This window comes from Okeania sp. SIO2B3 (assembly GCF_010672525.1).
Taxonomy (GTDB): domain Bacteria; phylum Cyanobacteriota; class Cyanobacteriia; order Cyanobacteriales; family Microcoleaceae; genus Okeania.
Map to the genome: position 1 here is coordinate 1 of NZ_JAAHGH010000104.1, position 25,646 is coordinate 25,646.

Genomic DNA, 25,646 nt, shown 5'->3' on the forward strand with positions numbered 1-25,646 from the left:
TAAAGCTATAAATACACTACTTAATAACACCGTAATTTTTGACTAATAATCGATTAAGAAAAGTGATTTTTAAGTTGTTTAATAATATTATTTAGCAGTTTACTTGAACAATAGTTCAAGGCGGGATGGAGGTGTAGTGCGAACGCGTCGCGATTGCCGGAGGCACAGCGAAGCTATCGCACTACATCCCCATCTATTCTCAAGCCAGCGTTCCCTTTCTGTTGAAGTATTCTTCAGCTCCAGAACGCAAATCCATCTCTATATATACCTTTCAACTAGCTTGTCACCCCGTGAGGACTTTGACACATTTTTCCTACCAAAAAATGTCTAAGTCCCATTATTTAACCATAAGTTGAAATGATTAAACAGACTGCAAAAACAGTATCCAATCGAGCAAGAGAAGAAAAAAAAATCCTTTGATCCAATCCTCTTATTTATAAGAAGAGGTAATTCTTAATTCTTAATTCTTAATTCTTGAAATTGTTCTGCTACGCGATCGCACTCCCACTCACTAATACCCTTTTCATTTTAATAAGCACCTAAGCAGAGCTAATCACTTACTTCAAAAATACACGAAAATTTCTTTCCCTGCAACCGCCCTGTATTTCTTACATATCAATACTTTAATAGAATGGCTAATTAGAACGCGATCGCACCCAAATTATCCCTATTTTTCCCCTAAATAGCTCATTTCAACTTTTTTTGCAAAATTAAGTTGAAATTCCAAATATATTTAATAATATTTGATAAGTATAACTAATATAAAAATTTTTCTCTCACTCACTAAACTCTAAAAAGCTTACAGACATTACTTTTCAGTCGAACTAATAGCTGAATACTGAATGTCAGCTATCAGCAAAAAGACTCTCTCATATAGGATAGTGTTTAAATCCCACATTCCACACCACAAAATGTAGTACATAAGAAGGAGCCAGGGGGACCGAGTCAGAATTTAGGAGAAAATCATAGCTGCCGTAATTGAGTAAACAATCAAGCAAGTATTTATGCGTAAATTTTTTACTCGGAATTTGATGAACGAAAAAAGTAATAGAGATGATTTGTATAGTATAAATACTTACTATAGCGGTTTTCATTTCAGTAGACCACAGTAGGGGCGAATGCCATTTGCGTTCCGCAAAGCTCCGAATGGGGCCCTTACCGAATAATTAATAATTAATAATTAAATAATTCGCGCCTTGAAGCCTCCCCTTTTAAGGGGAAAAAAAGCGGTCGAGGGATGGCGTTTGCTAACGCACAACTACGTTAACGCGTAGCGTCCCGGAGGGAACGGTCCCCTCGCCATATTCAATCGACCAAGACAGCGGTCGTTTGCTTTTGCTTCGCAAAACTGGCGTAACGCAACGCTGACGCGTTTCGCGTCAGCGGAACGGAGTTCTCTCTTCGCAGCTTTCCCGTAGGGTGGGATGGCTCCGAAACCTGCCCTGTCCGACCATCGACCAAGAAAAGAAAATATTCCTTATATTCAATTCCGTAGCGGTTAAAACCCGAGGTAATTATCAATTATCCATTATCCATTATCCATTAATGAAAGGGTTTTGGTTATGACGATGTGGTTTATCAATCTGAAAAGCGCTGTAAGGTACGGACTTATATACTACTTATGACGTTACAAATTGAAGTGCGGAATGTGGGTTATAAGTTAATAGAGATGTTAAGATATAAAGCCCAACTAATACCAAATTGAAATGAAGCTGCATAGAATAATATTTAAAGCATAATTGACCATAGGTAAGCGTAGATAAATATAGATCGATTTAATGAATTTCATCATTCTATGCAACCTCATATAAAACTGGTATAAGAGGAATAAAAGTAATAATTACAGAAGAATCTTGTACATCTCAATCAAGCTGTTTAGATAGGGATGATTTACCAACATAAGGAGTTCAAAAACCGAAATTTAGTGGAAAAAGAGTAACAAGAGGGTTGTATAAAACCAGGGAAAATAAATTATTAAATGCAGATGTAAATGGGTCGTTGAACATTATTAAAAAAGTAATTTCTGATTTCTTTGACCAGAGAGTAAAGGGTTTGCCGTTTAACCCTGTGGTGGTCGATCTACTTGAGTTCAACTAAGCTTTCAGGCTTTCTCGTTCAGTTTGAGTAAGTTTAGTTGAGCGGTAGGTTTTTTCTAATTAGGGCTTGCTGATTAAATCTAAAAGCATTGACATATAAAGACAACTGCCTTTTTGGGGTCGAATTGCAGTGCCTGGTATCACGTCTAAAACGCTCATGCTAGGAGCATATTTTAGGCTCATAGTTAGGCAGAACAATCTTGGGACAAAACGCCCGCTCCTACCTCCTCGCTCCCAAGCCATTCCTCCTGTCTTCCCCTCCACGGTCGGGGGAAGGGCGAGGGGTGGGTTGTCTCCTGTCTTCCCCTCCACCGGAGGGGTTAGGGGTGGGTTGTCTCCTACCCCTACTAAAAGACTAGTGAAGCGCAAACCCTAATTATTCAACCTACCCCAAAAAAAATTAACTTTTCATTTCAGTTTGAGATGCTGCTAAATTATCAGCAAATTCTTCACCAACTTCTGCAAAAGTTGTCTTACTTTCTTCATATAAAGAAAGACCACTTTTAATCACAGATTTAACGATTGGTCTAGCAAATTTTGTGATAGTTGGAGCAATGTATGGAGTAAGCCAAAATGCACCTAATCCTAATATGGCAAGATGATTATTAGTTTGACCGTCTTCAATCATTTCTCGGATGTGCAGAGTCACGACAGATTTTTTTAAGTGAACAAGTGACATGATTTTAAGAATTAAGGAGTAAGAAGGAAGTAATACCGTTTCACGGAAGTAAAAATTCAAAAGTCAAAAGTCAAAAGTAAGATTTAATAGATAGAAAACTTTGACGTTACAATAGTTTCAACGGATTATTTGACATAATAACTTTGAAACTATTTGTGACATCTTTAAAGTGAAATGGTATAAGAAATTAACTGAAATATTTCTTCAAAAGTTCTTAACTCGTCAATAATATCCCGGCCTTAAAGGTAGGGCTAAAAAAGAAAAGAAATTGTGCAGTTATTTCCTATTCCCTGATTATATTTTAACAGTTATTTACGGCTTTGTTGCACAAAAGGTGACGTTTAGGCTATAAATAGCATCAGGATAATACGAATCAGTAGATATGAGTAAGTCCAAGTCCAAGGAGAAGTTGCGATCGCAACATTCATGCAACAAAGCCATTATCCATTAATGAATACTTTCCAACTGATGCTGTACTAGAGGACGTAAACTATTTAAACCTGCGGCGATCGCACTGCCATTATGGACCACAGTAGCAATTAAAGGATGTAGTCCCACTGTTGAAGCAAACCCCAAAGCTACCAAATTTGGCCCTACTACCATCACTGTATTTTGTTCAATGAGATGTTTAGTCTGCTTGGCAATAGCGATCGCCTCCAACAAACTAGATAAATTGTTATTCATCAACACCACATCTGCTGTTTCCCTTGCTACATCCGAACCATCCTCAAAAGAAACCGATACATCAGCATAAGCTAAGGCCACAGAATCATTTAACCCATCTCCAACAAAAGCCACAGTTTTTCCAACTCGACACAAATTTCGCACAATAGCAGCTTTTTGGTCAGGAAAAGCCTCCGCATGAACTTGAGACGGAGGAATTTTTAATTCCTCCGCCACCATCTTTGCCCTAACCTCATTATCCCCAGTCAGTAAATGGACTTCCATACCATACTCTTTCTCCAACCTAACAATTAAAGGCATACTTTCGGGACGTACTGGGTCTTTATATTGAATTGCCCCTTGAAACTCCCCATTACAAGCGACATAAATCAAAGATAACCACTCAGACACCGGGCATTCTTGGCTGGGATATTCGCAATTTTCCTGAAAACAGGGATGATGCTCATAAAAACAATCCAAATTAATCCCCGCCTCAGTCAAAAACTTCGCACTCCCTACCAAAACATCCTTACCATCAATTTCTGCCTGAATACCCAACCCAACTTTATAATCCCACTCACCCCGTGGATAAATCTCCACGCCCTTTTCCTCAGCATAACGAGCGATCGCCTCTGCCACTGGATGAGTAATACGTTGTTCGGCGGAAGCAGCTAAAGCTAATACTTCTTCTGCACTCATTCGACCAGGGACAGTTTCCACTCCCACCACAGCAATATTACCTTGAGTCAAAGTACCAGTCTTATCAAAAACAATCGTATCAATATCAGCCAACATTTCCAAAGTACGACCGCTCCTGACCAAAATTCCATGTCTGGTAGTATGATTAAGGGCGCCCAAAAATGCCGTAGGAACAGATACCCGAATTCCTGTCACAAAATCTAGGGTAAGAATAGATGCTGCTCTACTGGGGTCGCGAGTTGTAGCTAAGACTATTCCAGCTAAAATCAACGACGGCAAAATTAACTTGTCTGCCATTTGAGAGGCATAGTTTGCCATTCTAGTGTCATAAACTGGAGCTTTTTCTAATAGCTCGATACTTGCAGCAGCGCGAGTTTGTGTGCCTACCCTTTCTGCTCTGATGTAAATTTGACCAGAACGCACCAAAGTCGAAGCATAGACAAAAGTACCTGGTCTTCCTACCACTGGCATTGACTCTCCGGTGAGTTGTTGTTGGTCAATGACTGCCTCTCCTTGCAGCACTTCTCCATCCACAGGTATTTGTTCTCCTGGGTAAACTATTACTGTATCGCCTTGTTTTACTTGGTCGCTTGGTATTTGATGTTTTTCTCCATTTCGTTCTACCCAGGCAAAACGTCCTATTGCATCTAATAGGTCTGAAGTTTGATGTTCGGTTGACCTGGCAGTTTGTTCGCGAATTACATCCCCCAGTTCGTGGAGGGTTAAGACTAATGCAGGTGTTAATACTTTGCCTTGAATAGCACCCAAGGTTAGGGAGAGGAAGTCAAGACAGTCGATATTCAGCCGATGGTTGATAAATAGACTCTGAAAAGCTCGTTTAATTACTGGAAAAGCTGCAATAGCTAAGGCGCTAAAACTTAGTTGTGGGGAAATTGGTAATTTTAACGGTCCGCCGAGAAAAGCTAACAGGGTTGCTATACCTGGTATTGCTAAACTTGACCATTCTCCCTCATTTTCGTCTTCTGTTTCTGGTGGTGCTTGGAAGTCAACTTTTTTACTGGCAACTGTGATGCTAGAACTATCAACATTTTCCATCAGATATACCAGATGGTCTTGCACTTCCCCTTCTGTTCTGCCTTTAGTCTGATAGTTAATGGTGATGGAACCCGCAGCTTGGTTAACCCGAACTTTTTTGACATGGGTATCCGATTCTAATAATTCTTGTACATTTTTAGCACAATTTTTATCTATAGTCAAGCGCATCATGCGAAACCTAGCTCGTCCAGGAATCCCGTGAATTAATGATATTGTGGGAGTTTTAACTCCTAGTGCAGATGCTGACCCTTGCTCTTGTGATTTGATAATTTCCATGGCTTTAATTGAATCAGGAAGTATTGCTAGTAGAAATCTCCTCCAAAAGAGGGAATAGGGAACAGGGAAGAATAATTGAGAATTTCTAGGTAAGAATTGATTTTATTTTTGATTTTTGGAGATGTCTAGTAGAAATCATTAATTTATCTTACTTTTAACTTGAAGTAGCACTCAGCACTCAACGCTTCAGCCATCAGCTTCTAGTTGCGTGTATAATGGGGGTTTTAATCCCCCATAAAAGGCGCACCACGCGCTTTTTCAAATATAGTGGGGGACTTAAACCCTTGAATTTTTAGCGCTCCAGCTAAATGCTGAGAGCTGATAGCTAGTTAATACCAATTCACTTTAGAAATGTCACAAATAGTTTCAAATCTTAGATGTGAAATAATTTCGGTAAATTACTGTAGTGTCAAAGTTTTGAGCCTATAAAATCTTATTTTTAACTTTTGACTTTTAACTTTTAACTTACTCCTGCTCTATAAAACTGATACAAAGCGTCACATAACGTGACGATATGATAGCGTAGCTCCTCCTACGGAGGCTGTTTACTTCCTGCTTCTTGTGAGACCGTCGGCGGTTACTCATCCACAGGCATTCACGATCGAGCCGACCGCATCTCTCGCTCTTTATACTGGCGTTTAAATCTCAATAAGATTGACAACCCACACTTCTTGCAGTCATAAGTTCTCAGATGCAAGGGCATATCTTGAACATGACCACACCTACTGCAAGTCTTTGATGATGGAAAGAATCTATCTACTACTACTAGCTTACAACCGTACCATTGGCATTTGTATTTAAGCTGTCTGCGAAATTCATAAAATCACTATCTGCTAACTGATTTTGGCTAGCTTATGGTTAGAGAGCATTCCTCTGACATTCAAATCTTCACCCACCCCTCTTGCTCCCCTCCCAGTAGGGGATGGGGGTGGGTTGTGGTTCTTGGCTAAATATGTTGTCAGTTTATGAAGTGCGTCTTTACGGATGTTTGCTACTTTTCTCAGCAACCTAGCTATCTTCAGTTGTGCCGCCCGACCGTTAGCAGAGCCTACCTCTTTATGACGATTTAGGTATTGCTCTCTTGACAACTTGGCTTCAAATTTCTGATACGCTCTCACACTCTCAAATACTTTTCCATCACTTAGTGTAGCCAAAGTTTTCACTCCTAAATCTACACCTACTAAATCAGTTTTTTTGGGTGTGGTTGTGGGGTGAAATTCATAGCTACAGCTCAGATACCAATCACCTGCTTGTCTACTAATTGTGATTTTTTTAGTTGTTGCTTCAATAGGTTCACAATACCAATAAATGGTAATTTGTGACTCCATCCGTTTAGTTCTATTGGTTTTCCACTGGTTTTCTATTGTGTTTGCGTAGCATTCCGAAGGAAAGGAATCATGTTTACCTTTCTTCTTAAATCTTGGATATTTACCCAACCCTTGTTTGCGCAGCATTCCGCAGGAAAAAAACCTCTTAAATGCTTCTCCTAAGTTTATGTTTGCGCAGCATTCCGTAGGAAAAGCGTATTGATAGACTCTAGACGACAATTTTTTCATCCAGGGTATTAGTGGTTTTGTATGATTAGTAAAAACCTCTCTCAGTTTACGGGCATTGGGTTTATAACCGTCTTTATAAGAAGCATTCCACAAGCTTAAACCCCAGTTATAACACCATCTGCTATAGCCTGCGTGTTGAGCCATCAGAGTTTTCTGCTTATTATTTAATTTTAGTTTGGTTCTAATGGATTTCATGTACGGGTTAGCACAGCCTTTCTAAAAGTATGCTTCTTAACGTATTATATCGTTATTCTTTGATTAAGTCAATGCTCTACTTCAGATATTTCCTCTTCATCAGAATCAGCTTTTTGAATTATACTCATCAATAGCATCCCCAATTCCCAGTCTGACATTCCCTCCGCCTGATATTGAATGACAATAGAAGATGCTGACCTATTTATCCGCACCTTTAATACATGAGAATCTGTATTTAACAGTTCTTCTAACCGTTTAGCATAATCTGCTTCCGATGCTACCCTTGGTATGCGCAACCGGATGCGACCCGGAGTCGAATGGACTATAGTGTATGCTGGCGAGTCATCATTGGTAACTGGAGTCACTGATTGAGAAATAGTTGTTGCCCCAGTCTCAACCACAGGTGCAACTACAGTTACTTTTTGCTCTTTAAGTTGTTCAATGATTTGTCGCACGAAACCAGCAACTGTCAGGTTAACCAGCAGTGCCGTCGCACCCCTTAATTGAAATCTATTGGTAATCATCAATCCCACTAGAGGTGGTAGAATAAATTCAATTTCATTGTGAGCTTGTAAAAATGCACCTAACTGTTCCCCAGTTGTCTCAACTGTGTTTGTGTTGTTTGTATAGTTTGAGGTTGTGGCCATTATTTACATCCTCTTAAGTTATGGATTATTAATATGAAAAGTAAACATATTAATTTTATATTTTCAAGTAATCGTAGGAATATCTGAAGTGAATTTAATGATTACTTAACTATTGAAGAAAACATGACTTGAATCAAGTTTAGTCTTTTTGTAGTAAATTTGATTAATTACATTTAATTAACCTTGAATTTATTTACTAAAACTATATCTCAAAACTTTGTTCTCTAAATAGAAATCTCCGCCAAAAGAGGCAACAGGCAACAGCTCCGAAAGGCAACAGGGGGAAATAATTGATAATTTATGGATAAGAATTGATTCTATTTTTGATTTTTACCAGATGTCTAATAGAAATCTCCACCAAAAGAGGCAACAGCTCCGAAAGGCAACAGGGAATAGGGGGAAAGAATTGATAATTTATGTACAATAATTGATTTGATTTTTGATTTTTACCAGATGTCTAATAGACAATAATTTCTTCGATCTTGAATATGGACGCTTGTTGTATCATCGCCATCTTTAAAACCCAAATATTTTACATTACTGAGTCAAACTGAATAATTCAGAACCTCTAGAATGGGAACCTATTCATAGCGATCGCCAAAACGATACGGGAAGACTAGCAATTTTGCATATTGACTGGGAACGTTGAAACCCTTATCCCAAAATAATTTTGAAGTGCTTGTCACCCTGTGAGTTGAAAACTTGATTTACAGCGTTTTTCAAGTCGATGAACCACATCTTCACAAACAAAACCTTGTAGGGACGTTCCATGGAACGTCCCTACTGTGGTCTACTAATCATGAAAACCGCTGTAAGTAACTGATGTTACGCAAAAAGGAGTAAATTAGGCTATGATTATAAAATTGTATGATTAAATACTATGAGTTATAATAACAGCTCAATAACTTAATACAATTACTTAACTATAGAATTAATTTGGGATTTATTAAGCATCTCCTCCATGGATAGGGAGTAGAGAGTAGGGGAAAGAATTGATGAATAATACCAATTTCCATGGATTAATCCTATACTTCTGATGCGACTTCAGTTATTAAGTAATAATAATGATTCAGTAATTTTTGCATGCGATTATCGGCATTAAACCAAAATATATTATGTCTTTTAACCCTACTCCCTACTCTCTACTCTCAAGGAGATGTAGCAAGAATGCGTGAGAAATTGTATAAGAGTGCAATAATTGATTTAATTTTTGATGGTGGGAGATATCTATCTATGTAATTAAATATCAATATCCTAACTTTTTAGCCTAAAAACCCAACATTAGCTAATATTCCAAATGGCTTCTATATTGTATAATTATCTAAAATAATAAATATGAATCAGTCAAAATGTATAGGCAAAGTCTATTTAGTAGGAGCAGGACCAGGAGATCCCGGACTACTGACACTTAAAGGAAAAGTCTTATTAGAACAAGCAGATGTCGTTATCTATGACGCTCTAGTCAGCAGTCCTATCCTAGCAATGATTAACCCTAATGCAGAAAAAATCAATGCAGGCAAACGTCGTGGTCGCCACTCCCTACCACAAACACAAACAACTCAACTGCTAATTGAAAAAGCTCAAACTCATGCAGTGGTAGTACGTTTGAAAGGAGGCGACCCCTTTATTTTTGGTCGTGGTGGAGAAGAGATGGAAGAGTTAATACAAGCAGGAGTACCTGTAGAAGTTGTTCCCGGTGTTACTTCTGGTATTGCTGCACCTGCTTATGCGGGTATTCCCCTTACCCACAGAAATTATAGTTCCTCAGTTACTTTTGTCACAGGTCACGAAGCAACAGGTAAATATCGAGCAAATATAAACTGGCAAGCGATCGCCCAGGGTTCAGAAACTATTGTGATTTATATGGGAGTTCATAACCTACATAATATTATCACAGAACTTATAGTTGCCGGATGCTCCCCAGTAAAACCCATTGCTTTAATTCAGTGGGGAACTCGTCCCGAGCAAAAAGAATTAATTGCTACTGTCGAAACTATTGTAGAACAAATTGAAGTAACTGGGTTTAAAGCACCAGCTATTGCAGTTATTGGTGATGTGGTTAATTTACATCAAATATTAGGGAGTCCTCAGGAGTCAGTCCTCAGGAGTCAGGAGGGATAAGTGGTGAAAAAAAGAAGATATTAGGAGGAGAAGAAAGTTTTTTTTGATCGCTAATTAAGCGGACATAATATTAGGCATCTCTAGAAAAGAGGGAACAGGGAACAGGGAACAGGGATAAATAATTGACAATTTCATAGAAAATAATTGCTTTAATTTTTAATTTTTGAAGATTTCTATTTATTTTAACTAAAGAAGTCAAATACCTAATGAATACATCTTCACTTTCACTCCCGAAAAATCATCTAGTAGCACTCATTCTTGCAGGTGGTAAAAGTTCTCGTATGGGTAAAGATAAAGCCCTAATTTCTTGGCAAAATATACCTATGCTAAAAAGAGTTTATCAAGTAGCTAGTGAATGTACAGAAAAAGTTTATATTATTACTCCTTGGCCAGAAAAATATCAGCATATTTTACCTACAGAATGTGAATGGTTAACAGAGATTAAAACTGAAGGACCTTTAGTTGCTTTTACTCAGGGATTAGCTCAAATAAATAGTGATTGGATTTTACTATTAGGGTGTGATTTACCTCTGTTGAACTTAGATATTATTCAAACTTGGGCAACTCAGTTAAACCAACTTTCCCCTGAAATTTTAGCTTTAGTTCCGAAAACATCTCAAGGGTGGGAACCATTATGTGGTTTCTATCGGCAACAGATAAAAATTGAGTTAAAAAAATATCTTGAGCAAGGAAATCACTCCTTTCAAAAATTACTTGCTCAAATTCCAGTTCAACCATTATCTATTGATACTCAGGCAGAAAAAATGTTATTTAACTGCAATACTCCCTCAGATTTACAGTAGTTTTTCACTGAAAAACTGAGTCTGAAGTCTCGTCCTTTTAGAGCGACTTTAATTATTTAGTTTTGGTATAAAATCCAGTTATATCATGTGCCCCTTTGGGGGAACTACGCTTACAGTAGAACAGTTATAATTAGGGCTTGCTGATTAAATATAAAAGTATTTATACATAAAGATTTTAGCCTTTTTAAGTATCAAAAAGTGCAAGGTTTTAAGTAGTAATGCTTCAATTTAGGAGCGGATTTTGGTCAAGATTTGGGCAGAACAATCTTGGCACAATTATTACTCCTACCTCCTCGCCCCCGAGCCATTTCTCCTGTCTCCTGTCTTCCCCTCCCCTCCTGGGAGGGGCTAGGGGTGGGTTGGGAGGGGCTAGGGGTGGGTTGTCTCCTGTCTCCTACCCCTACTAAAAGACTTTCCATACGCAAACCCTAATTATTAATTATTCAGTAACGAGGGCGATCGCTATCAAATATAGTCAATTTTTTCATAATTAGTATAACTCTATAATTTCTTTTTCAAAGCTGCTATTACTTTTTCATATTCAGCATCAAGTTCTAACACCATATCCATTCCTTCAGTTATCAGTTCAGAACCTGGTAAATTGGCTAATTTATCACATAAATTAGGAATATTTCTTGCTCCAATATTAGCACTAGAAGCACCCAAACGTTGAGTATACTTTTTTAATTCTTCTGTTGAATTAATAGCAATTGCATTTAAAATTTGTTGCATATAATGAGCAGTATTTTCTAAATAATCTTCAATCATTTTAGCTATAACATTATTTGCGTTTGTGCCTGATGCTTGGCGAATAGAATCTAAAACTATTAAATCTAAAACTGAGTGATTAATATTATTAACAGAGTCACTAAAACTATTATCAGTAATAATTTCAGTGACGGAAGTTGACGAATCAATATTATTAATCGATCTAAAATTAATCAATGCTTGTGTGAATTGTTCGTACTCATTTTCAAGTGTAGGAAAAATTTTTGCTGCTCCTATGGTAGTATCTGCACGTCCCAATTTTTCCAACTGATGACATATATTTCCTATAGTAACTGCTCCCAGATTACCACTACTAGAGCGCATGGTATGAGCTGCTCTTCGTAATGCCTTAGGATCATTAGTATTAATTGCTTCTCGAATTGCTGCTAATCTACCAGGAGTATAATTAAGATAATCTTCAATAATTTCACTTAAAAGTTCATCGCCTCCCATATTTCTAATTGATTCTAACATTGTAATATCTAGCATTGACTTGTCCTTTGTTACAGAATTATCTCTAATAATACTATTACTTAACTGTTGGTTATTTTGAATAATATTAGTCTCAAAACTATTTTGCCATATTGATATATCTGCATCAATTCTATTAGCTTGCTGTAGTACATGGGCTAACTCTTGAATTTGGATGGGTTTAGAGATAAAATCACTCATACCAGCCTCCAAACATTCATTGCGGTCATCTAACATAGCGTTAGCAGTAACAGCAATAATGCGTGGGCATAATTCAGCAGAATATTGTTGATGTAGAAGCCGAGTCGCTTCCAACCCATCCATTTCTGGCATTTGCAAGTCCATCAACACTACATCATAAGGTTGACGTTGCAAAGCCTCTAAAACCTCTATGCCATTTGCTACCACATCTGCTCGATATCCTAACTGCTGTAGCTGCAGTAAAGCGACTTTTTGGTTGACTACATTATCTTCTGCCAGTAATATTCGCAAGTTTTGTACTGGCTTAACTTCAACCTTCGGTGCAACAGCTAAATTTTCAATACTGATTTTTTTGCCTGTAAAAATATTAATTATCGTATTATAAAGTGAAGATATTCTAATTGGTTTATTAATAAATGCAGCAAAATTAATATCTGAACATTCTGCTAACAACTTTTGTTGTTCTAATGAACCTAACATAATCAGAGGTAAATTTTGACCTAAAGTTTGTTTGCGGATAGTTATAGCTAGAGTCAAACCGTTCATCTGAGCCATATCAATATCCAATATAGCTAGATCGAACTTCATGCCTTGGTTAATTAAATCAACCGCCTCACTACCAGAAGCAACTGCCCAAGTTAACATTCCCCAAGACTGTCCTTGTATAGCTAGCATTTTTCGATTAGTTGTATTATCATCTACTATTAGTAATCGTTTTTCCGCTAAATATTGCTTTGCTTCTTCGTTAACGTTATTTGAATCGATCGCAGGTCTAGCAGTTATGGTAAAGTAGAAAGTTGAGCCTTCACCTACTTTACTTTCTACCCACATTTTACCCCCCATTAATTCACTTAACTTTTTACTAATTGCCAAACCTAGACCAGAACCACCATAATTACGATTAATAGAAGAATTAACCTGACTAAAAGACTTAAATAAGCGGTTCATTTGCTCTGGAGCAATGCCGATACCAGTATCTCGCACAGCAAATTGAATTTCATAAATGTCATTATCGTCACTGTCGTCCCTGGGAGTTGCCTGTACATGAAGTGTAACTTCTCCAGCATTAGTGAATTTAATGGCATTACTGAGCAAATTCACCAGAATTTGTCGTAAACGAGTCACATCTCCGACAATATTAAGAGGTGTCATTTGTTCAACCATGTAAGCCAACTCCAGATTTTTCTCTTGCCCTCTCAAAGCCAACAAATTCAAAGATTCCTCAATACATTGTTGTAAATCAAATGCTTGTTCTTCTAGTTCTAATTTATCAGCATCAATTTTGGAGAAATCAAGGATATCATTAATTAGAGTTAGTAAACTATTTCCACTCATGCGAATAGTTTCAGCAAAATCTCTTTGCTGAGGTTGCAACTCTGTATCTAGGAGCAAACCAGTCATACCAATTACAGCATTCATCGGTGTCCGAATTTCGTGACTCATTGTAGCTAGAAATTGACTTTTTGCTTGAGCTGCTGCTTCTGCTGCTTTTGTCGCTTTTTCCAAAGCACAATTTTTCAGACTTAACTCCTCTTTTCGCAAAACTTCTTGCTCCAACAGATGAGCATGAGCGATCGCTATACCTACTTGTTCAGCTATTGCTTCCAATAATTCTATTTCTTCTGTTGTCCATTCACGGTAAGAGTCACATTGATGTAATCCTATAATACCATTAGCTTTTCCTTGATAAGAAGTTCGTACTGCCAACATTGATTTGAGATTGATCTGCCGACAGAAATCTATCATTGATTTGAGCAACGGATGGGTATATACATTAGGAGTAGAGACAGCTCGGTCTTGGGATAAAATTTGTTGCACATGGAGGTTCCCAGCAACTGGAACTTTCAAATCTAGTAAAGGTGGATGCCCAGTCTCCAAATATTCTGCCATATAGGGAATTTCTGGTAGAGCTATGTTAATGTAGGTATGAATCATGCAGCGATTTACTTTAAAAGCACGACCCACTTGGTTAACTGTAGTCTGAAAGATTGTATTAATATCTAAACTCTGGCGAATTTCTTGGCTAATTTGCCTCAACAATACTCCTCGTTGGAATTGTCTTTCTAGAGCTGTTTGAGCTTGCTGACGTTCTAATTCATTACCTACCCATTGAGCCATTAATTTTAAAAGTTGGCGATCGCTATCTTTGAAAGGTGTTGTCCGTTGATTGAAACTTGCAAAGGCAAGCACACCATAAGGCACTCTTCTCACTTCTACATGAGTACCTATATATGCCTCTAAACCAAAGTCAACGCAGGCGGGGTGAGAATACCATTCTGATTCCTGAGTTGCTTCAAAGCATATAAGTTTTTCCGAACGAAAGACTGTGCCACAAAAAGTTTTGTCTAGATCAAACTCATCTCCTACATTAACTGGAAAATCAATGTGTTTTGGTTTTTGTACAGCAATTGCTTTGTAGCGATCGCCCTTAACATATCCTAGAGTACCAATTTCAAGTTCAAAACGTCGTCTTCCCATAGCCAGAAGTCCTTGTATTCGTTGGTCAAAGTTAAGCTTTGGTGCTGAAGCTACTTTGTAAAGAGAACGAATAGCTACTTCTCCTTCTCGGATTTCTTTTTCTATTTGTTTGCGTTCGCTAATATCCCGAACAAAAGTACAATTATACTCTTTACCATTAAATTCTAAATAATTCACAGTGACATCTACTGGAATAATTTTACCTTCTTTAGTTCTGTGAAAACTTTCTATTCTGAAAGTGCGAAAATTTTTCAAGTCTTGCCAATGTTGCCTCCACTGTTCCTCAGATGAGATGATGGTATCAACATCCAAAACCCTCATCTGTAGAAGTTCAGCTTTGGAATAACCTAGAGTACGACAGGCCGCTTCATTTACATAGAAAAATTTGGCATCATAACCCATTAAATAAATTGCATCCGCAGCTTTGTCTAAGGAAAACTGACTAAGCTTCAAAGCTTCCTCAACTTGTTTGCGTTGGGTAATATTATTAAGAGTTCCCGATGTTCCAGTTAAATTACCCTCTGCATCGAAATGAGTTTGGATAAACGCTTCAATCCAACAAAACCCGCCTTCTTTAGTCAGGTAGCGGGATTCTATATTTTCATTTTTACTATCTTGACCATTTATATAACTTTGGAACTTGTTTAAAGTTTGGAGACGCTCAGATGGATGTATAAAATCTGAAAAGTTCTTTCCTAGACTTTCTTCTACTGTAAAACCTGTCATATTTTCCCAAGCTGCATTGAGAAATATCCATTTACCTGTAGCATCTGTTTGAAAAATTACTTCTGCGATATTATCAACTACATAGCGATATTTTTCCTCCCTTTCTAACAGTGCAGTTTCTGTCTTTTTCCTTTCTACGATCTGCTGTTGTAAATCTAACAAATTTTCTTGAATTTGAGTGGCCATTTGATGCATACTACCCTGGATAATGCCTATTTCATCATTGCCTTGGGTATCATTATTTTCATCTAATTTTCTTTTTGTCAGTGTTGTAGCAAGCTCAGTTAATTTTTGTAATGGAACACCAACCTGTCGCTGAAACAAAATTATTATTACAGTCACTAGCACACCACTCATAGTCATAGAAATAACTAAAGTTTTGACAGCATTTTGATATAATTCTGTTGTAATTTTGTTTACTGAAAAACCTAATCTTATTTCTCCAAGATATTCATCATTATTAATAATTGGAGAACTTACTTCGTATATATTCTCTTGTTCTTTAAGGTGATTAATAATATTGAGAGTATTATTTTTTTTCAAGTTATGTATTTTAAGCTCCTTGGCGATCGTCGGGTTTTCTAAATCGATTTTAGCTGTGAGGGGAATTCCTTGTCGATCTATGGCAGCACCGTAAATAAAATTACTATCGTGAATTGTGCGTTCCATAAATGTTTGTAAGGTGCTGAAATTTGACTTGAGAATTGCTTCTCCACTGATAGTACTTAAAAATTGGACTTCATTTTCAGCTTTTTTTTCTAGTTTCTCTAACTGCCATTTCAAGTTTTGTCGGATTAGGACTATTTCTGCTACTAGGTTGATACTTATTAATAAGATACTTGTAATTACCAAATAGCGAACAGCAATACGACTTTTCCACCAAGTATGTACAGACCTTTGATTGTTATCCATTTCTTATTTCCTGTTTACTAAACTTATTTATATTTTAAGTGAATCAAAAGTTTAGTAGCTCAATTTTTTTGATTTCAATTTTTTAGTTTTAGCTAGTTTGAATGATACTTTGGTACTTATTATTAATAATTAATGAGAATACAGTATTTTTTTCCTCTTCTATCTCTTGATAGATTATCGACGACTCACAGTTGCACCGCTGTCCCCTAAAAGCCAAAACTTTTTACCCGATCTATTTGAGATAGAGAAATGCTAAATACCAATCCGTGCATAATTTGTAAAAAATTCAAAAAATTAAGTCTAAAACTCTTATCCCAGATGAGCTTTTGCCTTTTTATAGAATCTTTTTCACACAACCGCGTTGCGGACTATCATCTGATATGGTATCTGAATAATTAGTTATCGTATGATTTAGTCCTCAGGAGTCAGGAGTCAGGAGAAAGGAGTCAGGAGTCAGGAGAAAGGAAGGATGAGAATGAGAAAAGCAGCTCCCTTTTGTCTTTGACCATGGGATAGAGAAGCCAGTGCGCCCTTGCGGGTCCCCCGACAGTCACGCAACTGGCGTGGTGTTGTAGTGCCTCCTTCGGAGGAGCTACGCTAACACGAGCGTCAGGGTAACGCCTGCAAAATAAGAATTAGTCATATTTGACTATATTTTTATCAACTATATGGATACTCTAATAGCAAATATTTATCAAATTGGTATAAGTCTTTATTGGACTTAGACTGGAGAATCTATAATCATATTTACTTATTTACTTAACAAATTTTTGGACTTACTGATGGCCAGAGAGTAAACCAAACAAGAGAAATAGCCTACACTAATAACAAAGTAAACAAAATAGCGATTCATTTTCTATGCCCGTATTAAGCGAAAGAACCTTAGAAGTTGGACAACAATTAGAAGGCTTTGAGGTAAAAGCCATTACCCCCCTCAAGCAACAGCAGATGGTGGCATATCAACTGGAGCATCTGAAAACTGGTGCCAAACTGCTACACCTCTACTCAGAAGATGCAGAAAATCTGTTTTCTATTAGTTTTCCTACTCCTCCGCCAAATAGTACAGGAATACCCCACATTCTAGAACATTCTGTTTTAGCAGGTTCAGAAAAATATCCTGTACGGGAACCATTTTTTGAAATGCTAAAAATGAGTCCGGCAACCTTCATCAATGCCATGACCGGACCTGACTGTACTTATTATCCAGTCTCCAGCAAAGTCAAACAAGACCTATTCAACCTAGCAGAAGTATACTTTGATGCAGTATTTCATCCTCTGCTGACTGAAAATACATTCAAACGGGAAGGCCACCATCTAGCTCCTGCCGACCCAGAAAATCCTCAAGGCGAGCTAAAATTTACTGGAGTAGTCTATAATGAGATGAGTGGTGTTTTTTCAGACCCCGAACAACGCTTAGATAGTATTGCCAACCGGATTCTATTTCCTGACAACATTTATGGCCTTGAATACGGAGGCGACCCGAAAAATATTCCCGAACTAACTTACCAAGATTTTCGGGAGTTTCACGCCAACTATTATCATCCTAGTAATGCTTACTTTGTATTCTATGGGAATATTACCACTCCAGAATATCTAAAATTTTTGGCTGAAAAATTAGATGTTTTTGAACAACGGAAACCCAACGTAAACATTACCCCTCAGTCTCAATGGAGCGAACCTCGTTTCCAAGAAGATTCTTATCCTATTAGTGCAGCAGACTCGGCAGAAGAGAAAACTTATATTCTGCTCAAATGGTTAGTGGGAGATAGCACCAACTCTGATGAATGGGTTGCCTTGGATATTCTCAGTCGAATACTTTTGGGAAATGAAGGAGCACCATTGAAAAAGGCGATCGTTGAGTCTCAAATAGGTCAAGACTTACTAAGGTCTGGAGTAGACTCTTTAGGTAAGGAAACTACTTTTCATATTGGTATTCAAGGTAGTGAACCAGACCGTGGTGAAGCATTCAGTCAGTTAATTATTAATACTCTCGCAGAACTTGCAGAAACTGAACTTGAACCTAGTCTTGTGGAAGCAGCTTTTCAACAAGCAGCATACCAACATCAAGAAATTGCCAGTATGTATCCTTTACGGATGTTGTTCCGGGTGATGCAAACTTGGATTTATGGTAACGACCCATTAACATTTTTGCAGATAGGCGATCGCCTCGTTGAATGTAAACAACGTTACCTTGAAAACCCTAATTATTTCAACGACCTCATCCGCGAAAAGTTACTCAACAACTCCCACCGTTTAACTTTAGTATTAAAACCAGACCAAGAATGGCAATCAGCTTATGACCAAGAAGTAGCAACACAAGTGGAACAGGTACGTTCTCAACTGACTCCAGAAGAGCTAGAAAATATAGCTAAAGAAGCAGAAGCACTAGAAGTTGAGTCAGGAACTCCCAACGATCCAGAAGCAGTAGCTAAACTACCTCAACTACAGGTAAGTGACTTACCGCCAAAACCAGATGATATTCCTACTGATGTCGAACAAATTGATGGTGGAGTCACACTATTACGCAACCATGTGTTAGCAAATGGAGTCAACTATTTACAACTAGATTTTAGTTTGCGGGGGTTGCCTGAAGATTTGTGGTTGTATGTACCTACTTATATAGATGCTTTGCGGAAGTTGGGTGCAAGGGATATGGACTACGAACATATTGCCCGACGCATTGCTTCTTATACAGGTGGAATTAATTTTAAAACTCAGTTGCGGACTCACGCTCAAGACCCCTATCGTCCTATACATGGATTTCGTGTTACTCTGAAAACTCTTGACGAACAACTACAACCGGCATTAGATTTATTGCGAGATTTGATTTTTGCAGTCAACCCTCGCGATACAGCGAGACTGCGAGATGTTGTTAATCAGTCTCTGGCTCAATGTAGTTCTGATTTAGTTTACAATGGTATCTACACAGCCATGTTCCGGGCTAGTGCTGGCATGACAGCAGAAGCTAAAATCAGCCAAATTCTTAACGGTTTGCCTCAATTAGAGTTGCTCAATAAAGTATGCGATCGCTTTGATGAGCATGGGGCAAATTTAATGGCTCAAATCGAAACTATCCGCGATTATGTCGCGAATCAACCTTTAACTGCTAGTTTTACTGGTTCCGACAATGGTTATGAGGTGGTGAAGAGAACCCTCTCAGAGTGGAGTCAGCAGCAACAGCAACAACCAGGAGAGAATTTTGCTAGTCGCTTCGATCCTATTTACAATCTACAGGAAGGTTTAGCAGGCCCTGTACAGGTAGCTTATTGCGTTCAGACTATGCCTGCTCCTCACTTCAGCCATCCAAAATCTCCATTGTTAGCATTGGGCGCTCATTTGTTGGGTTTGGGTTATCTATTCAGTGAAATTCGCTTGAAGGGTAATGCTTACGGTGTTGGATGTTCTTACAGTGGGTTAGGAAAGGTTCTTTCTTTGTATTCTTACCGAGACCCTCATGTTAGTCGTACTCTTGAGGTGTTTGCTGGTTTGATAGATTATATCAAGGATTTAGATTGGACTCAGACTGATGTTGACCGAGCTATTATTGCTACTATTCAGGATGATTCCCCAGTTTTACGTCCAGAAATGTCTACAAGTTTAGCCTTGGAGCGTTATTTGATAGGGCAAACTACTGAAGTACGAGAGGAACGTTATCAGCGATCGCTCAATGCTACGGTAGCGGATGTGAAGCAAACTTTGTTAGATGTGTTTACTTCAGGAATGGAACGCAGTAACATTTGTGTGATGTCTTCTCGCGCCAAATTAGAAGAAGCAAACGATCAAATGGAAGGAAACACGTTGGAAATTTCTGATATTATGTGATTTCAGAATAGTTAGGGTTTGCGTATGGAAAGTCTTTTTGCTCTTTGTAGGAGACAACCCACCCGCGGGGCCCTCCCAGGAGGGGAGAAAAGGGTCGGGAGCGAGGAGGTAGAAGTAAAAATTGTCCCTTAATTTTTCTGCCCAACTATGGGCCTAAAATACTAACACGCATGAGCGTTTTAGACTGAAACAGGCGCACTTTTTTCGACTCCAAAAAGGCACTTGTCTTTATATGTCAATGCTTTTAGATTTAATCAGCAAGCCCTAGTTAGATAAAATCAGTTAATCAGTTAATTGCTTAATGGCTAATAGCTAATGGCTGAATAGGTTATTAGTTGTTAGCCATTAATTTTCAGCTTCTCAGTTAAATATGTCAGCATAAATACTTACTGAATCCTTGACCAAAAAATAAGGTCTCAAGCCTCCCCTTTCAAGGGGATGAAAAAAAATAAAGTTCAATATTTCAAGCCTCTGACTTTCCTGCGGAATGCTGCGCAAACAGGTAGAGGTACTGATAACTGATAACTGATAACTGAAATGACTCCTATTGACCACTATAATTTACTTCTGACTTCTGACTTATTAATTTTGACTTTTAACTTTTAACTTATATTTCTATACTACATTTTGTGGTGCGGAATGTGGGTTATATCTATTATTTTTACCTTTTTTATTTCTTTCTTCTTCCCTCTTCCTTACTTTTACCTTTTTTTCCTCAATATTTCTTTCTTCTTCCTTCTTTCTTCTTCCCTCTTCCTTACTTTTACCTTTTTTTCCTCAATATTTCTTTCTTCTTCCTTCTTCCTTCTTCCCTCTTCCTTACTTCTACCATTTGTAGTAAACATCTATCCCGCCTGGTATTACCCACTATTTGATGCAATAATATTTCGGCACTATGAGCTATGATACTGTCCTGTTATGCCTGAAATTCCTAAATTTCCTGAAGCTCTTGCTGAGGCCCTAAATAACTTTCCAGAGCTAGATTTGGACCTACCAGACCCAGAAGATGAAAATATTCCAGACTCAGACTTTCAAAAAGTAGTAGACACAGCATGGAAAGTTTGCGATCGCTTCGACCTCCAGACAGAAATCTGGCGGGGACGCATCTTAAGAATCATCAGAGACCGAGAAAAAAAAGGAGGCGATGGGCGAGGAAGTGGATTTCTCAATTGGCTCAAGGAAAGAGAAATCAACAAGAGCCAAGCTTATGCCCTGATAGAATTGGCCAATAGTGCTGATACTTTAATTGAAGAAGGACATTTAGACCCAGATTCCATTAATAATTTTAGTAAACGGGCCTTCGTAGAAACAGCAAAATCCGTTCCAGAAGTCCAAGAAATGGTGACAGATGCAGCAAAAAAAGGCGATCGCATCACTAGACGAGAAGTCAAACAATTAGCAGATGAATGGATGGCCATTAGTTCAGATTTACTCCCCGACGAAATTAAAGAAAAGGCCACATCCGGTTCTATGCCACCACATTATTTAGCTCCCCTAGTGCGAGAAATGGAAAAATTACCAGAATCTCATGTGAGCGCAATTCAAGAGGAAATCGTCCAAACTCCTGAGTTAGATACCGTTAAGCAATTGACCTCAGATGCCAAAAACCTTTCTAAATATCTTGATTCAGCAGCCAAAGTTCAAGCATTGAATGAATCACCATTAGATATGGAAATGGTACTGGAAGAAGCTTTGAGATTAGAATGTCTGAATGTAGTCGCCGATCTAGTCAAACAGTCTGGTCAACTAGAAGCAACAACTGCTAAACTTTACAGTACCTGGAAACGAGTAGGTAATCTATCAGAACGGTTATTTGTTGATACTGGTGCTAGTACACCTCATTTACGACACTTGTTAGGGTGTTTAGACAAACTATCCAATAATGTAATTGAAATTCGCCTCAGTGAAGTCAATGATCAAATGATTCGTCTACAAATACTCTCTGATGGAGATTAGGGGAGTGGGGGAGTAGGGGAGTAGGGGAGTGGGGGAGTGGGGGAGTAGAGGAGTGGGGGAGTAGGGGAGTAGGGGAGTAGGGGAGTAGGGGAGATAAAGACACCTAGAAATAAAAATCTATTGCACAATTTTAGCTGTGTCAGTCTACTACTAAATTTTGTAGATATTCTTGAATATTAATTAATATCTCCTTATTTCTTGTTTCAAAGGTTCAACAGCAGACATAGGAACAATAATTACATTTATAGATTCTCCTATGGCATTAAATACTTCCAATACATAACCATTTTCTCCTCCTTCTGGGTGAGTTGCTGTATCAATTAACATAGCAATATCACCTTTTTTTAGGTTATATTCTGGGAAGTCTTTGGTTAGAGAAATACGTTGGTATAATTCAAGCATTGATGGTTTTATCTTTTATTGTTCTGGAAATATATTTAGGAATTGGTTCATTGATGACAATAGAATACAAAACATCTGGATCTAAATCTGCGCCATTTTCTCAGTAAATTGTTCCCCATTCAGGATTAAGTTTGACGGTTTTAAAATAATTGATATCTTGTAATTTGGCAAAAGTTCCCGTAAATTCTATTAGCTGACTAATATCTACAATTCCGTCTTTCTCATCTTCAAATTTCAGATAAAGTAGATAGTTTTCTTGGTGATTAACTTGGATAATATCTTTTAACATAATTTACTCTAAAGGTTCAATTTTTTTCAAAGGATAGCGTACAGGAATTTCATCTCTCAAATATCTTTCTTTCAAAGTATTCCAATTTCTCATAAATTTCCTAATTAATGTTATGATATTTACCAAATAAATAGCAGAGAATTTAAACAGATGCGATACCCAGTTAAACTGAAACAAACTGATGAAGGATATGCTGTTTGGTGTCCTTATTTACCTGGATGTTGGTCTCAGGGAGAAACTGAAGCTGAAGCATTGGAAAATATTAAGGATGTCATAGAATCTTATTTAGAATATATGAAAGAGTTAAATTCAGATGGTGAGTTACGTTATGTAGAAACAGTAGAAGGTCGTTATGCCTAGCATTCCAGGAATTAAGCACTTAAGGGCAGTTAATGCTTTTCAAAAAGCTGGTTTTGCAGTTGTTAGGCAGGGAAAACACATTATGATGAGTAATGGAGAGCGGGTAATTTTTATTCCTAGAGCAAATCCAATTAATGCTTATACAATGGGTGGGATAGTTAGAGATTCTGGTTTAACTGTTGAGGAGTTTATGAATCTTTTATGAGTTTGTAAAAGAACTTTCTAAAGCGCATGAGCAAGACAAATCAAACTCACTGATAACTGAAAAGCTAAAACGCTTATATGTTACACTCTACAAGTCTTTGCACGAGAGAAGAGAATCCACTATCTCTAAGGTACAAAGGTGGTTCGGAGATTAAGTCTATATTAACAAACAGTAGTCCCACAGGAGGTAACGGGAGGTGTCCCCCTGTTGCCCCATGCGTGCTCCATGTTAGCTCGTCATAGCTCAACCATTTGTCTCCTTTTCTCCATCCTACTTTCTCTCCAAACTTTTCCCATATCTGTTGATTATACTCTTTTGTTCTACCCAAACTCTGATAAATTTTCTTCTGCACAGAAAAGCTAAATTTACCATCACTATATTTTACCCAAAGCTGGTCAATTGTGCGGAGGTCTGTACAAGGAAAATTTTCTATATCTTTTACATCTAGATATCCTTGCTCCTCTAGCTCGGCAACTTTCAACATACAACGAGAAGTTTCCATATCTGCCTCTTTCCACTCCCCATTTGCTAGAAAGTCACGGAGTTTTGAATAGTCTACATTTTTGTCAGAAAGTAATTCTATTTCATCATTTTGATAGCGAGTTTTAATAAATTCAAGAAATTCTTCACTTTCATATTTTGGTTCTGATGACTCAGGTAAAAATCGTTCCTCAATATCTGCAACATCCTCATCTCTCAATCCTAAAAGTGACTGAATTTCCCGTAAAGTTTCACGAGCATTTTCTTTAAAAGGATAAGAATTTTCAACAGCTTGACTAAAGATTTCCTCATAACGTTTTAACTTGTTCCGAAACAGAATATAAGGTGCCATTTCCTCAGATTCAATTGCCTTTGCCTCCTCATTAGATATACTATATCTCTTGCATAATTCCTCCAATAAAAAACGATTGAGAAAATCTATATCGCCATTATTTTTACCCAATATTTCCTGCACTTTGCGGCGATATTGCAATATTGGATCATCTTGAGGAGAACTTGCTAAATAAATTCGATAACCTTCCTTCACAGGTGCAAATTGAGGAGTCATTGCCGGAGATTCTTCATGTACCTTTTCACTCACATATTGATGTAATTCATCCGCTGAAATTTTGCCATTATTATCCGTATCTGCTGCTCCAGTTTTAATCCCTTCAACTAAATATTTTGTATAAATAGATAATTCCGAACCTTCCGACTCAAAAGAACTTTGAACAGCACTAGAAGACATCAAAATCGCCCTACCTTTACCCCCTAATTCTGCTTGAATATCTATATTTTCATCCCCTTTAGCAGTCATTCCTTTAGTAAATGCGCCACTATAACAACAGTCAAGAATCACAACCAGACGTTGGGAAAAACTATCATTCATGTGACTTTGTAGAACACTAGCACCCACAGCAGTCGGCGTAACAATTCCCCGTTGACCTTTGCGAGTTTTAGGAGTAGCTAAAAATAAATTACCCTCTCGACTTTTAACTCCATGACCAGAAAAATAAAAAAGTAAAACATCATCCTTATTCCGGTCAGCAAACAAATCATAAATTGCCTCTTCTATCTGTTGACGATTAGAATTTTTCAACACTGTAATTTCATCAAAACCTCCCATTTCCGAATTACCTAAAACTTCCTTCATTGCCTCAACATCTTTTACCGCACTAGGCAAAGCAGGAAATTCTGGGAGGTATTCACTAACTCCAATTAATAGAGCTATTTTTGCCATGAAAAAATCTCCTTAAGCATTCAAAAAATCATCTACTTCTGCTAAAGCTTTATTCAAATCTTTCAGATTACCAACTTCAATATCTATCTTTCGACCATTACCTTCAGCCTTAATTTTAATAGTCTTACCAGAGAGGCGATCGCCCAAATATCCAACCAAAGCTTTAAGATTTTTAGCATTAATTTCTGCGGTGAGAATTCCTACTAAAAAACCGCCGATATTTTTAGCATAATGACATAATATTTAATTGTTAGTTTTCAGGAATAAAATTACTTATACATAGGAAAAATAATATCATATATTGTTTGGTTATGTTTAAGCCCCCGCGCATCCCCCAATTCTGTGGGACTTTTAGAGCTTTATTCCACCCAATTTTGGGGAGCTAGGGGGGCAAAATTGAAGTATGAATGCGCGATTTTTTGGTTATGTTTAAGCCCCCGCGCATCCCCCAATTCTGTGGGACTTTTAGAGCTTTATTCCACCCAATTTTGGGGAGCTAGGGGGGCAAAATTGAAGTATGAATGCGCGATTTTTTGGTTATGTTT

At 37.7% G+C, this 25,646-nt stretch carries 17 protein-coding genes and 1 pseudogene; 6 read left to right on the forward strand and 12 right to left on the reverse strand.

The window, feature by feature from the left end; genetic code table 11:
* Positions 1-2,496: 2,496 nt before the first annotated feature.
* From F6K15_RS31960 to F6K15_RS31975, 5 genes and pseudogenes are all read right to left on the reverse strand, one after another.
* Positions 2,497-2,775, reverse strand: a complete 279-nt coding sequence (locus F6K15_RS31960; RefSeq protein ID WP_293069277.1) for a DUF5132 domain-containing protein — start codon at positions 2,773-2,775, stop codon at positions 2,497-2,499.
* Between the two features lie 447 nt (positions 2,776-3,222).
* On the reverse strand, positions 3,223-5,469 hold the full coding sequence (locus F6K15_RS31965; protein WP_293069279.1) for a heavy metal translocating P-type ATPase: 2,247 nt from the start codon (positions 5,467-5,469) through the stop codon (positions 3,223-3,225).
* A gap of 595 nt (positions 5,470-6,064) precedes the next feature.
* Positions 6,065-6,232: pseudogene (locus F6K15_RS38785) on the reverse strand (zinc ribbon domain-containing protein); the annotation flags it as partial.
* 70 nt (positions 6,233-6,302) lie between these two features.
* Positions 6,303-7,169 (reverse strand): transposase, encoded by an 867-nt coding sequence (locus F6K15_RS31970; protein ID WP_293069281.1) that lies wholly within the window; start codon positions 7,167-7,169, stop codon positions 6,303-6,305.
* Between the two features lie 119 nt (positions 7,170-7,288).
* Positions 7,289-7,867, reverse strand: coding sequence for an HMA2 domain-containing protein (locus F6K15_RS31975; RefSeq protein WP_293069283.1), 579 nt, complete (start codon positions 7,865-7,867; stop codon positions 7,289-7,291).
* Positions 7,868-9,202: 1,335 nt separating this feature from the next.
* On the opposite strand from F6K15_RS31975, the gene cobA reads away from it, so the two are divergent.
* Complete coding sequence (gene cobA, locus F6K15_RS31980) at positions 9,203-9,988, forward strand: uroporphyrinogen-III C-methyltransferase (protein WP_293069285.1); 786 nt, start codon at positions 9,203-9,205, stop codon at positions 9,986-9,988.
* Between the two features lie 206 nt (positions 9,989-10,194).
* Positions 10,195-10,791: a molybdenum cofactor guanylyltransferase gene (locus F6K15_RS31985; protein ID WP_293069287.1), complete on the forward strand. Its 597-nt coding sequence runs from the start codon at positions 10,195-10,197 to the stop codon at positions 10,789-10,791.
* Between the two features lie 245 nt (positions 10,792-11,036).
* Here F6K15_RS31985 and F6K15_RS31990 read toward each other — a convergent pair whose 3' ends face one another.
* The gene (locus tag F6K15_RS31990) at positions 11,037-11,210 is read right to left on the reverse strand and encodes a hypothetical protein (protein WP_293069289.1); all 174 of its coding nucleotides are present in this window, start codon (positions 11,208-11,210) and stop codon (positions 11,037-11,039) included.
* Between the two features lie 82 nt (positions 11,211-11,292).
* Positions 11,293-16,347 (reverse strand): response regulator, encoded by a 5,055-nt coding sequence (locus F6K15_RS31995; protein ID WP_293069291.1) that lies wholly within the window; start codon positions 16,345-16,347, stop codon positions 11,293-11,295.
* Between the two features lie 858 nt (positions 16,348-17,205).
* Here F6K15_RS31995 and F6K15_RS32000 point away from each other — a divergent pair.
* On the forward strand, positions 17,206-20,169 hold the full coding sequence (locus F6K15_RS32000) for an insulinase family protein (RefSeq protein WP_293069293.1): 2,964 nt from the start codon (positions 17,206-17,208) through the stop codon (positions 20,167-20,169).
* A gap of 701 nt (positions 20,170-20,870) precedes the next feature.
* On the opposite strand, the gene F6K15_RS32005 is transcribed toward F6K15_RS32000, so the two are convergent.
* Positions 20,871-21,014: a hypothetical protein gene (locus F6K15_RS32005; protein ID WP_293069294.1), complete on the reverse strand. Its 144-nt coding sequence runs from the start codon at positions 21,012-21,014 to the stop codon at positions 20,871-20,873.
* Between the two features lie 73 nt (positions 21,015-21,087).
* Here F6K15_RS32005 and F6K15_RS32010 point away from each other — a divergent pair, with 73 nt between their 5' ends.
* Positions 21,088-22,125: a hypothetical protein gene (locus tag F6K15_RS32010; protein WP_293069295.1), complete on the forward strand. Its 1,038-nt coding sequence runs from the start codon at positions 21,088-21,090 to the stop codon at positions 22,123-22,125.
* Between the two features lie 180 nt (positions 22,126-22,305).
* On the opposite strand, the gene F6K15_RS32015 is transcribed toward F6K15_RS32010, so the two are convergent.
* Both F6K15_RS32015 and F6K15_RS32020 read right to left on the reverse strand, forming a co-directional pair.
* Positions 22,306-22,527 (reverse strand): DUF4926 domain-containing protein, encoded by a 222-nt coding sequence (locus tag F6K15_RS32015; RefSeq protein ID WP_293069297.1) that lies wholly within the window; start codon positions 22,525-22,527, stop codon positions 22,306-22,308.
* A gap of 100 nt (positions 22,528-22,627) precedes the next feature.
* Positions 22,628-22,816, reverse strand: a complete 189-nt coding sequence (locus tag F6K15_RS32020) for a DUF2442 domain-containing protein (RefSeq protein ID WP_293069299.1) — start codon at positions 22,814-22,816, stop codon at positions 22,628-22,630.
* Between the two features lie 150 nt (positions 22,817-22,966).
* Here F6K15_RS32020 and F6K15_RS32025 point away from each other — a divergent pair, with 150 nt between their 5' ends.
* Together F6K15_RS32025 and F6K15_RS32030 are read left to right on the forward strand one after the other, a co-directional pair.
* The gene (locus F6K15_RS32025; RefSeq protein WP_293069300.1) at positions 22,967-23,176 is read left to right on the forward strand and encodes a type II toxin-antitoxin system HicB family antitoxin; all 210 of its coding nucleotides are present in this window, start codon (positions 22,967-22,969) and stop codon (positions 23,174-23,176) included.
* Complete coding sequence (locus F6K15_RS32030) at positions 23,169-23,381, forward strand: type II toxin-antitoxin system HicA family toxin (protein WP_293069302.1); 213 nt, start codon at positions 23,169-23,171, stop codon at positions 23,379-23,381. The genes F6K15_RS32025 and F6K15_RS32030 overlap by 8 nt, the downstream gene beginning before the upstream one ends.
* A 73-nt stretch (positions 23,382-23,454) precedes the next feature.
* On the opposite strand, the gene F6K15_RS32035 is transcribed toward F6K15_RS32030, so the two are convergent.
* Both F6K15_RS32035 and F6K15_RS32040 read right to left on the reverse strand, forming a co-directional pair.
* On the reverse strand, positions 23,455-25,101 hold the full coding sequence (locus F6K15_RS32035) for a GUN4 domain-containing protein (protein WP_293069304.1): 1,647 nt from the start codon (positions 25,099-25,101) through the stop codon (positions 23,455-23,457).
* A gap of 12 nt (positions 25,102-25,113) precedes the next feature.
* Positions 25,114-25,260 carry a hypothetical protein gene (locus tag F6K15_RS32040; protein WP_293069306.1) on the reverse strand — a complete coding sequence of 49 codons (147 nt, stop codon included), beginning with the start codon at positions 25,258-25,260 and terminating at the stop codon, positions 25,114-25,116.
* Positions 25,261-25,646: the final 386 nt, after the last annotated feature.

Coding starts and splice junctions, on each gene's coding strand:
- F6K15_RS32010 (WP_293069295.1), top strand. CDS start 21,088: ATGCCTGAAATTCCTAAATTTCCTGAAGCTCTTGCTGAGGCCCTAAAT.
- F6K15_RS31970 (WP_293069281.1), bottom strand. CDS start 7,169: ATGGCTCAACACGCAGGCTATAGCAGATGGTGTTATAACTGGGGTTTA.
- F6K15_RS31990 (WP_293069289.1), bottom strand. CDS start 11,210: ATGGAAAGTCTTTTAGTAGGGGTAGGAGACAGGAGACAACCCACCCCT.
- F6K15_RS32030 (WP_293069302.1), top strand. CDS start 23,169: ATGCCTAGCATTCCAGGAATTAAGCACTTAAGGGCAGTTAATGCTTTT.
- F6K15_RS32015 (WP_293069297.1), bottom strand. CDS start 22,527: ATGCTTGAATTATACCAACGTATTTCTCTAACCAAAGACTTCCCAGAA.
- F6K15_RS32020 (WP_293069299.1), bottom strand. CDS start 22,816: ATGTTAAAAGATATTATCCAAGTTAATCACCAAGAAAACTATCTACTT.
- F6K15_RS31985 (WP_293069287.1), top strand. CDS start 10,195: ATGAATACATCTTCACTTTCACTCCCGAAAAATCATCTAGTAGCACTC.
- F6K15_RS32005 (WP_293069294.1), bottom strand. CDS start 21,014: ATGTTTACTACAAATGGTAGAAGTAAGGAAGAGGGAAGAAGGAAGAAG.
- F6K15_RS31995 (WP_293069291.1), bottom strand. CDS start 16,347: ATGGATAACAATCAAAGGTCTGTACATACTTGGTGGAAAAGTCGTATT.
- cobA (WP_293069285.1), top strand. CDS start 9,203: ATGAATCAGTCAAAATGTATAGGCAAAGTCTATTTAGTAGGAGCAGGA.
- F6K15_RS31965 (WP_293069279.1), bottom strand. CDS start 5,469: ATGGAAATTATCAAATCACAAGAGCAAGGGTCAGCATCTGCACTAGGA.
- F6K15_RS32000 (WP_293069293.1), top strand. CDS start 17,206: ATGCCCGTATTAAGCGAAAGAACCTTAGAAGTTGGACAACAATTAGAA.
- F6K15_RS31960 (WP_293069277.1), bottom strand. CDS start 2,775: ATGTCACTTGTTCACTTAAAAAAATCTGTCGTGACTCTGCACATCCGA.
- F6K15_RS31975 (WP_293069283.1), bottom strand. CDS start 7,867: ATGGCCACAACCTCAAACTATACAAACAACACAAACACAGTTGAGACA.
- F6K15_RS32025 (WP_293069300.1), top strand. CDS start 22,967: ATGCGATACCCAGTTAAACTGAAACAAACTGATGAAGGATATGCTGTT.
- F6K15_RS32035 (WP_293069304.1), bottom strand. CDS start 25,101: ATGGCAAAAATAGCTCTATTAATTGGAGTTAGTGAATACCTCCCAGAA.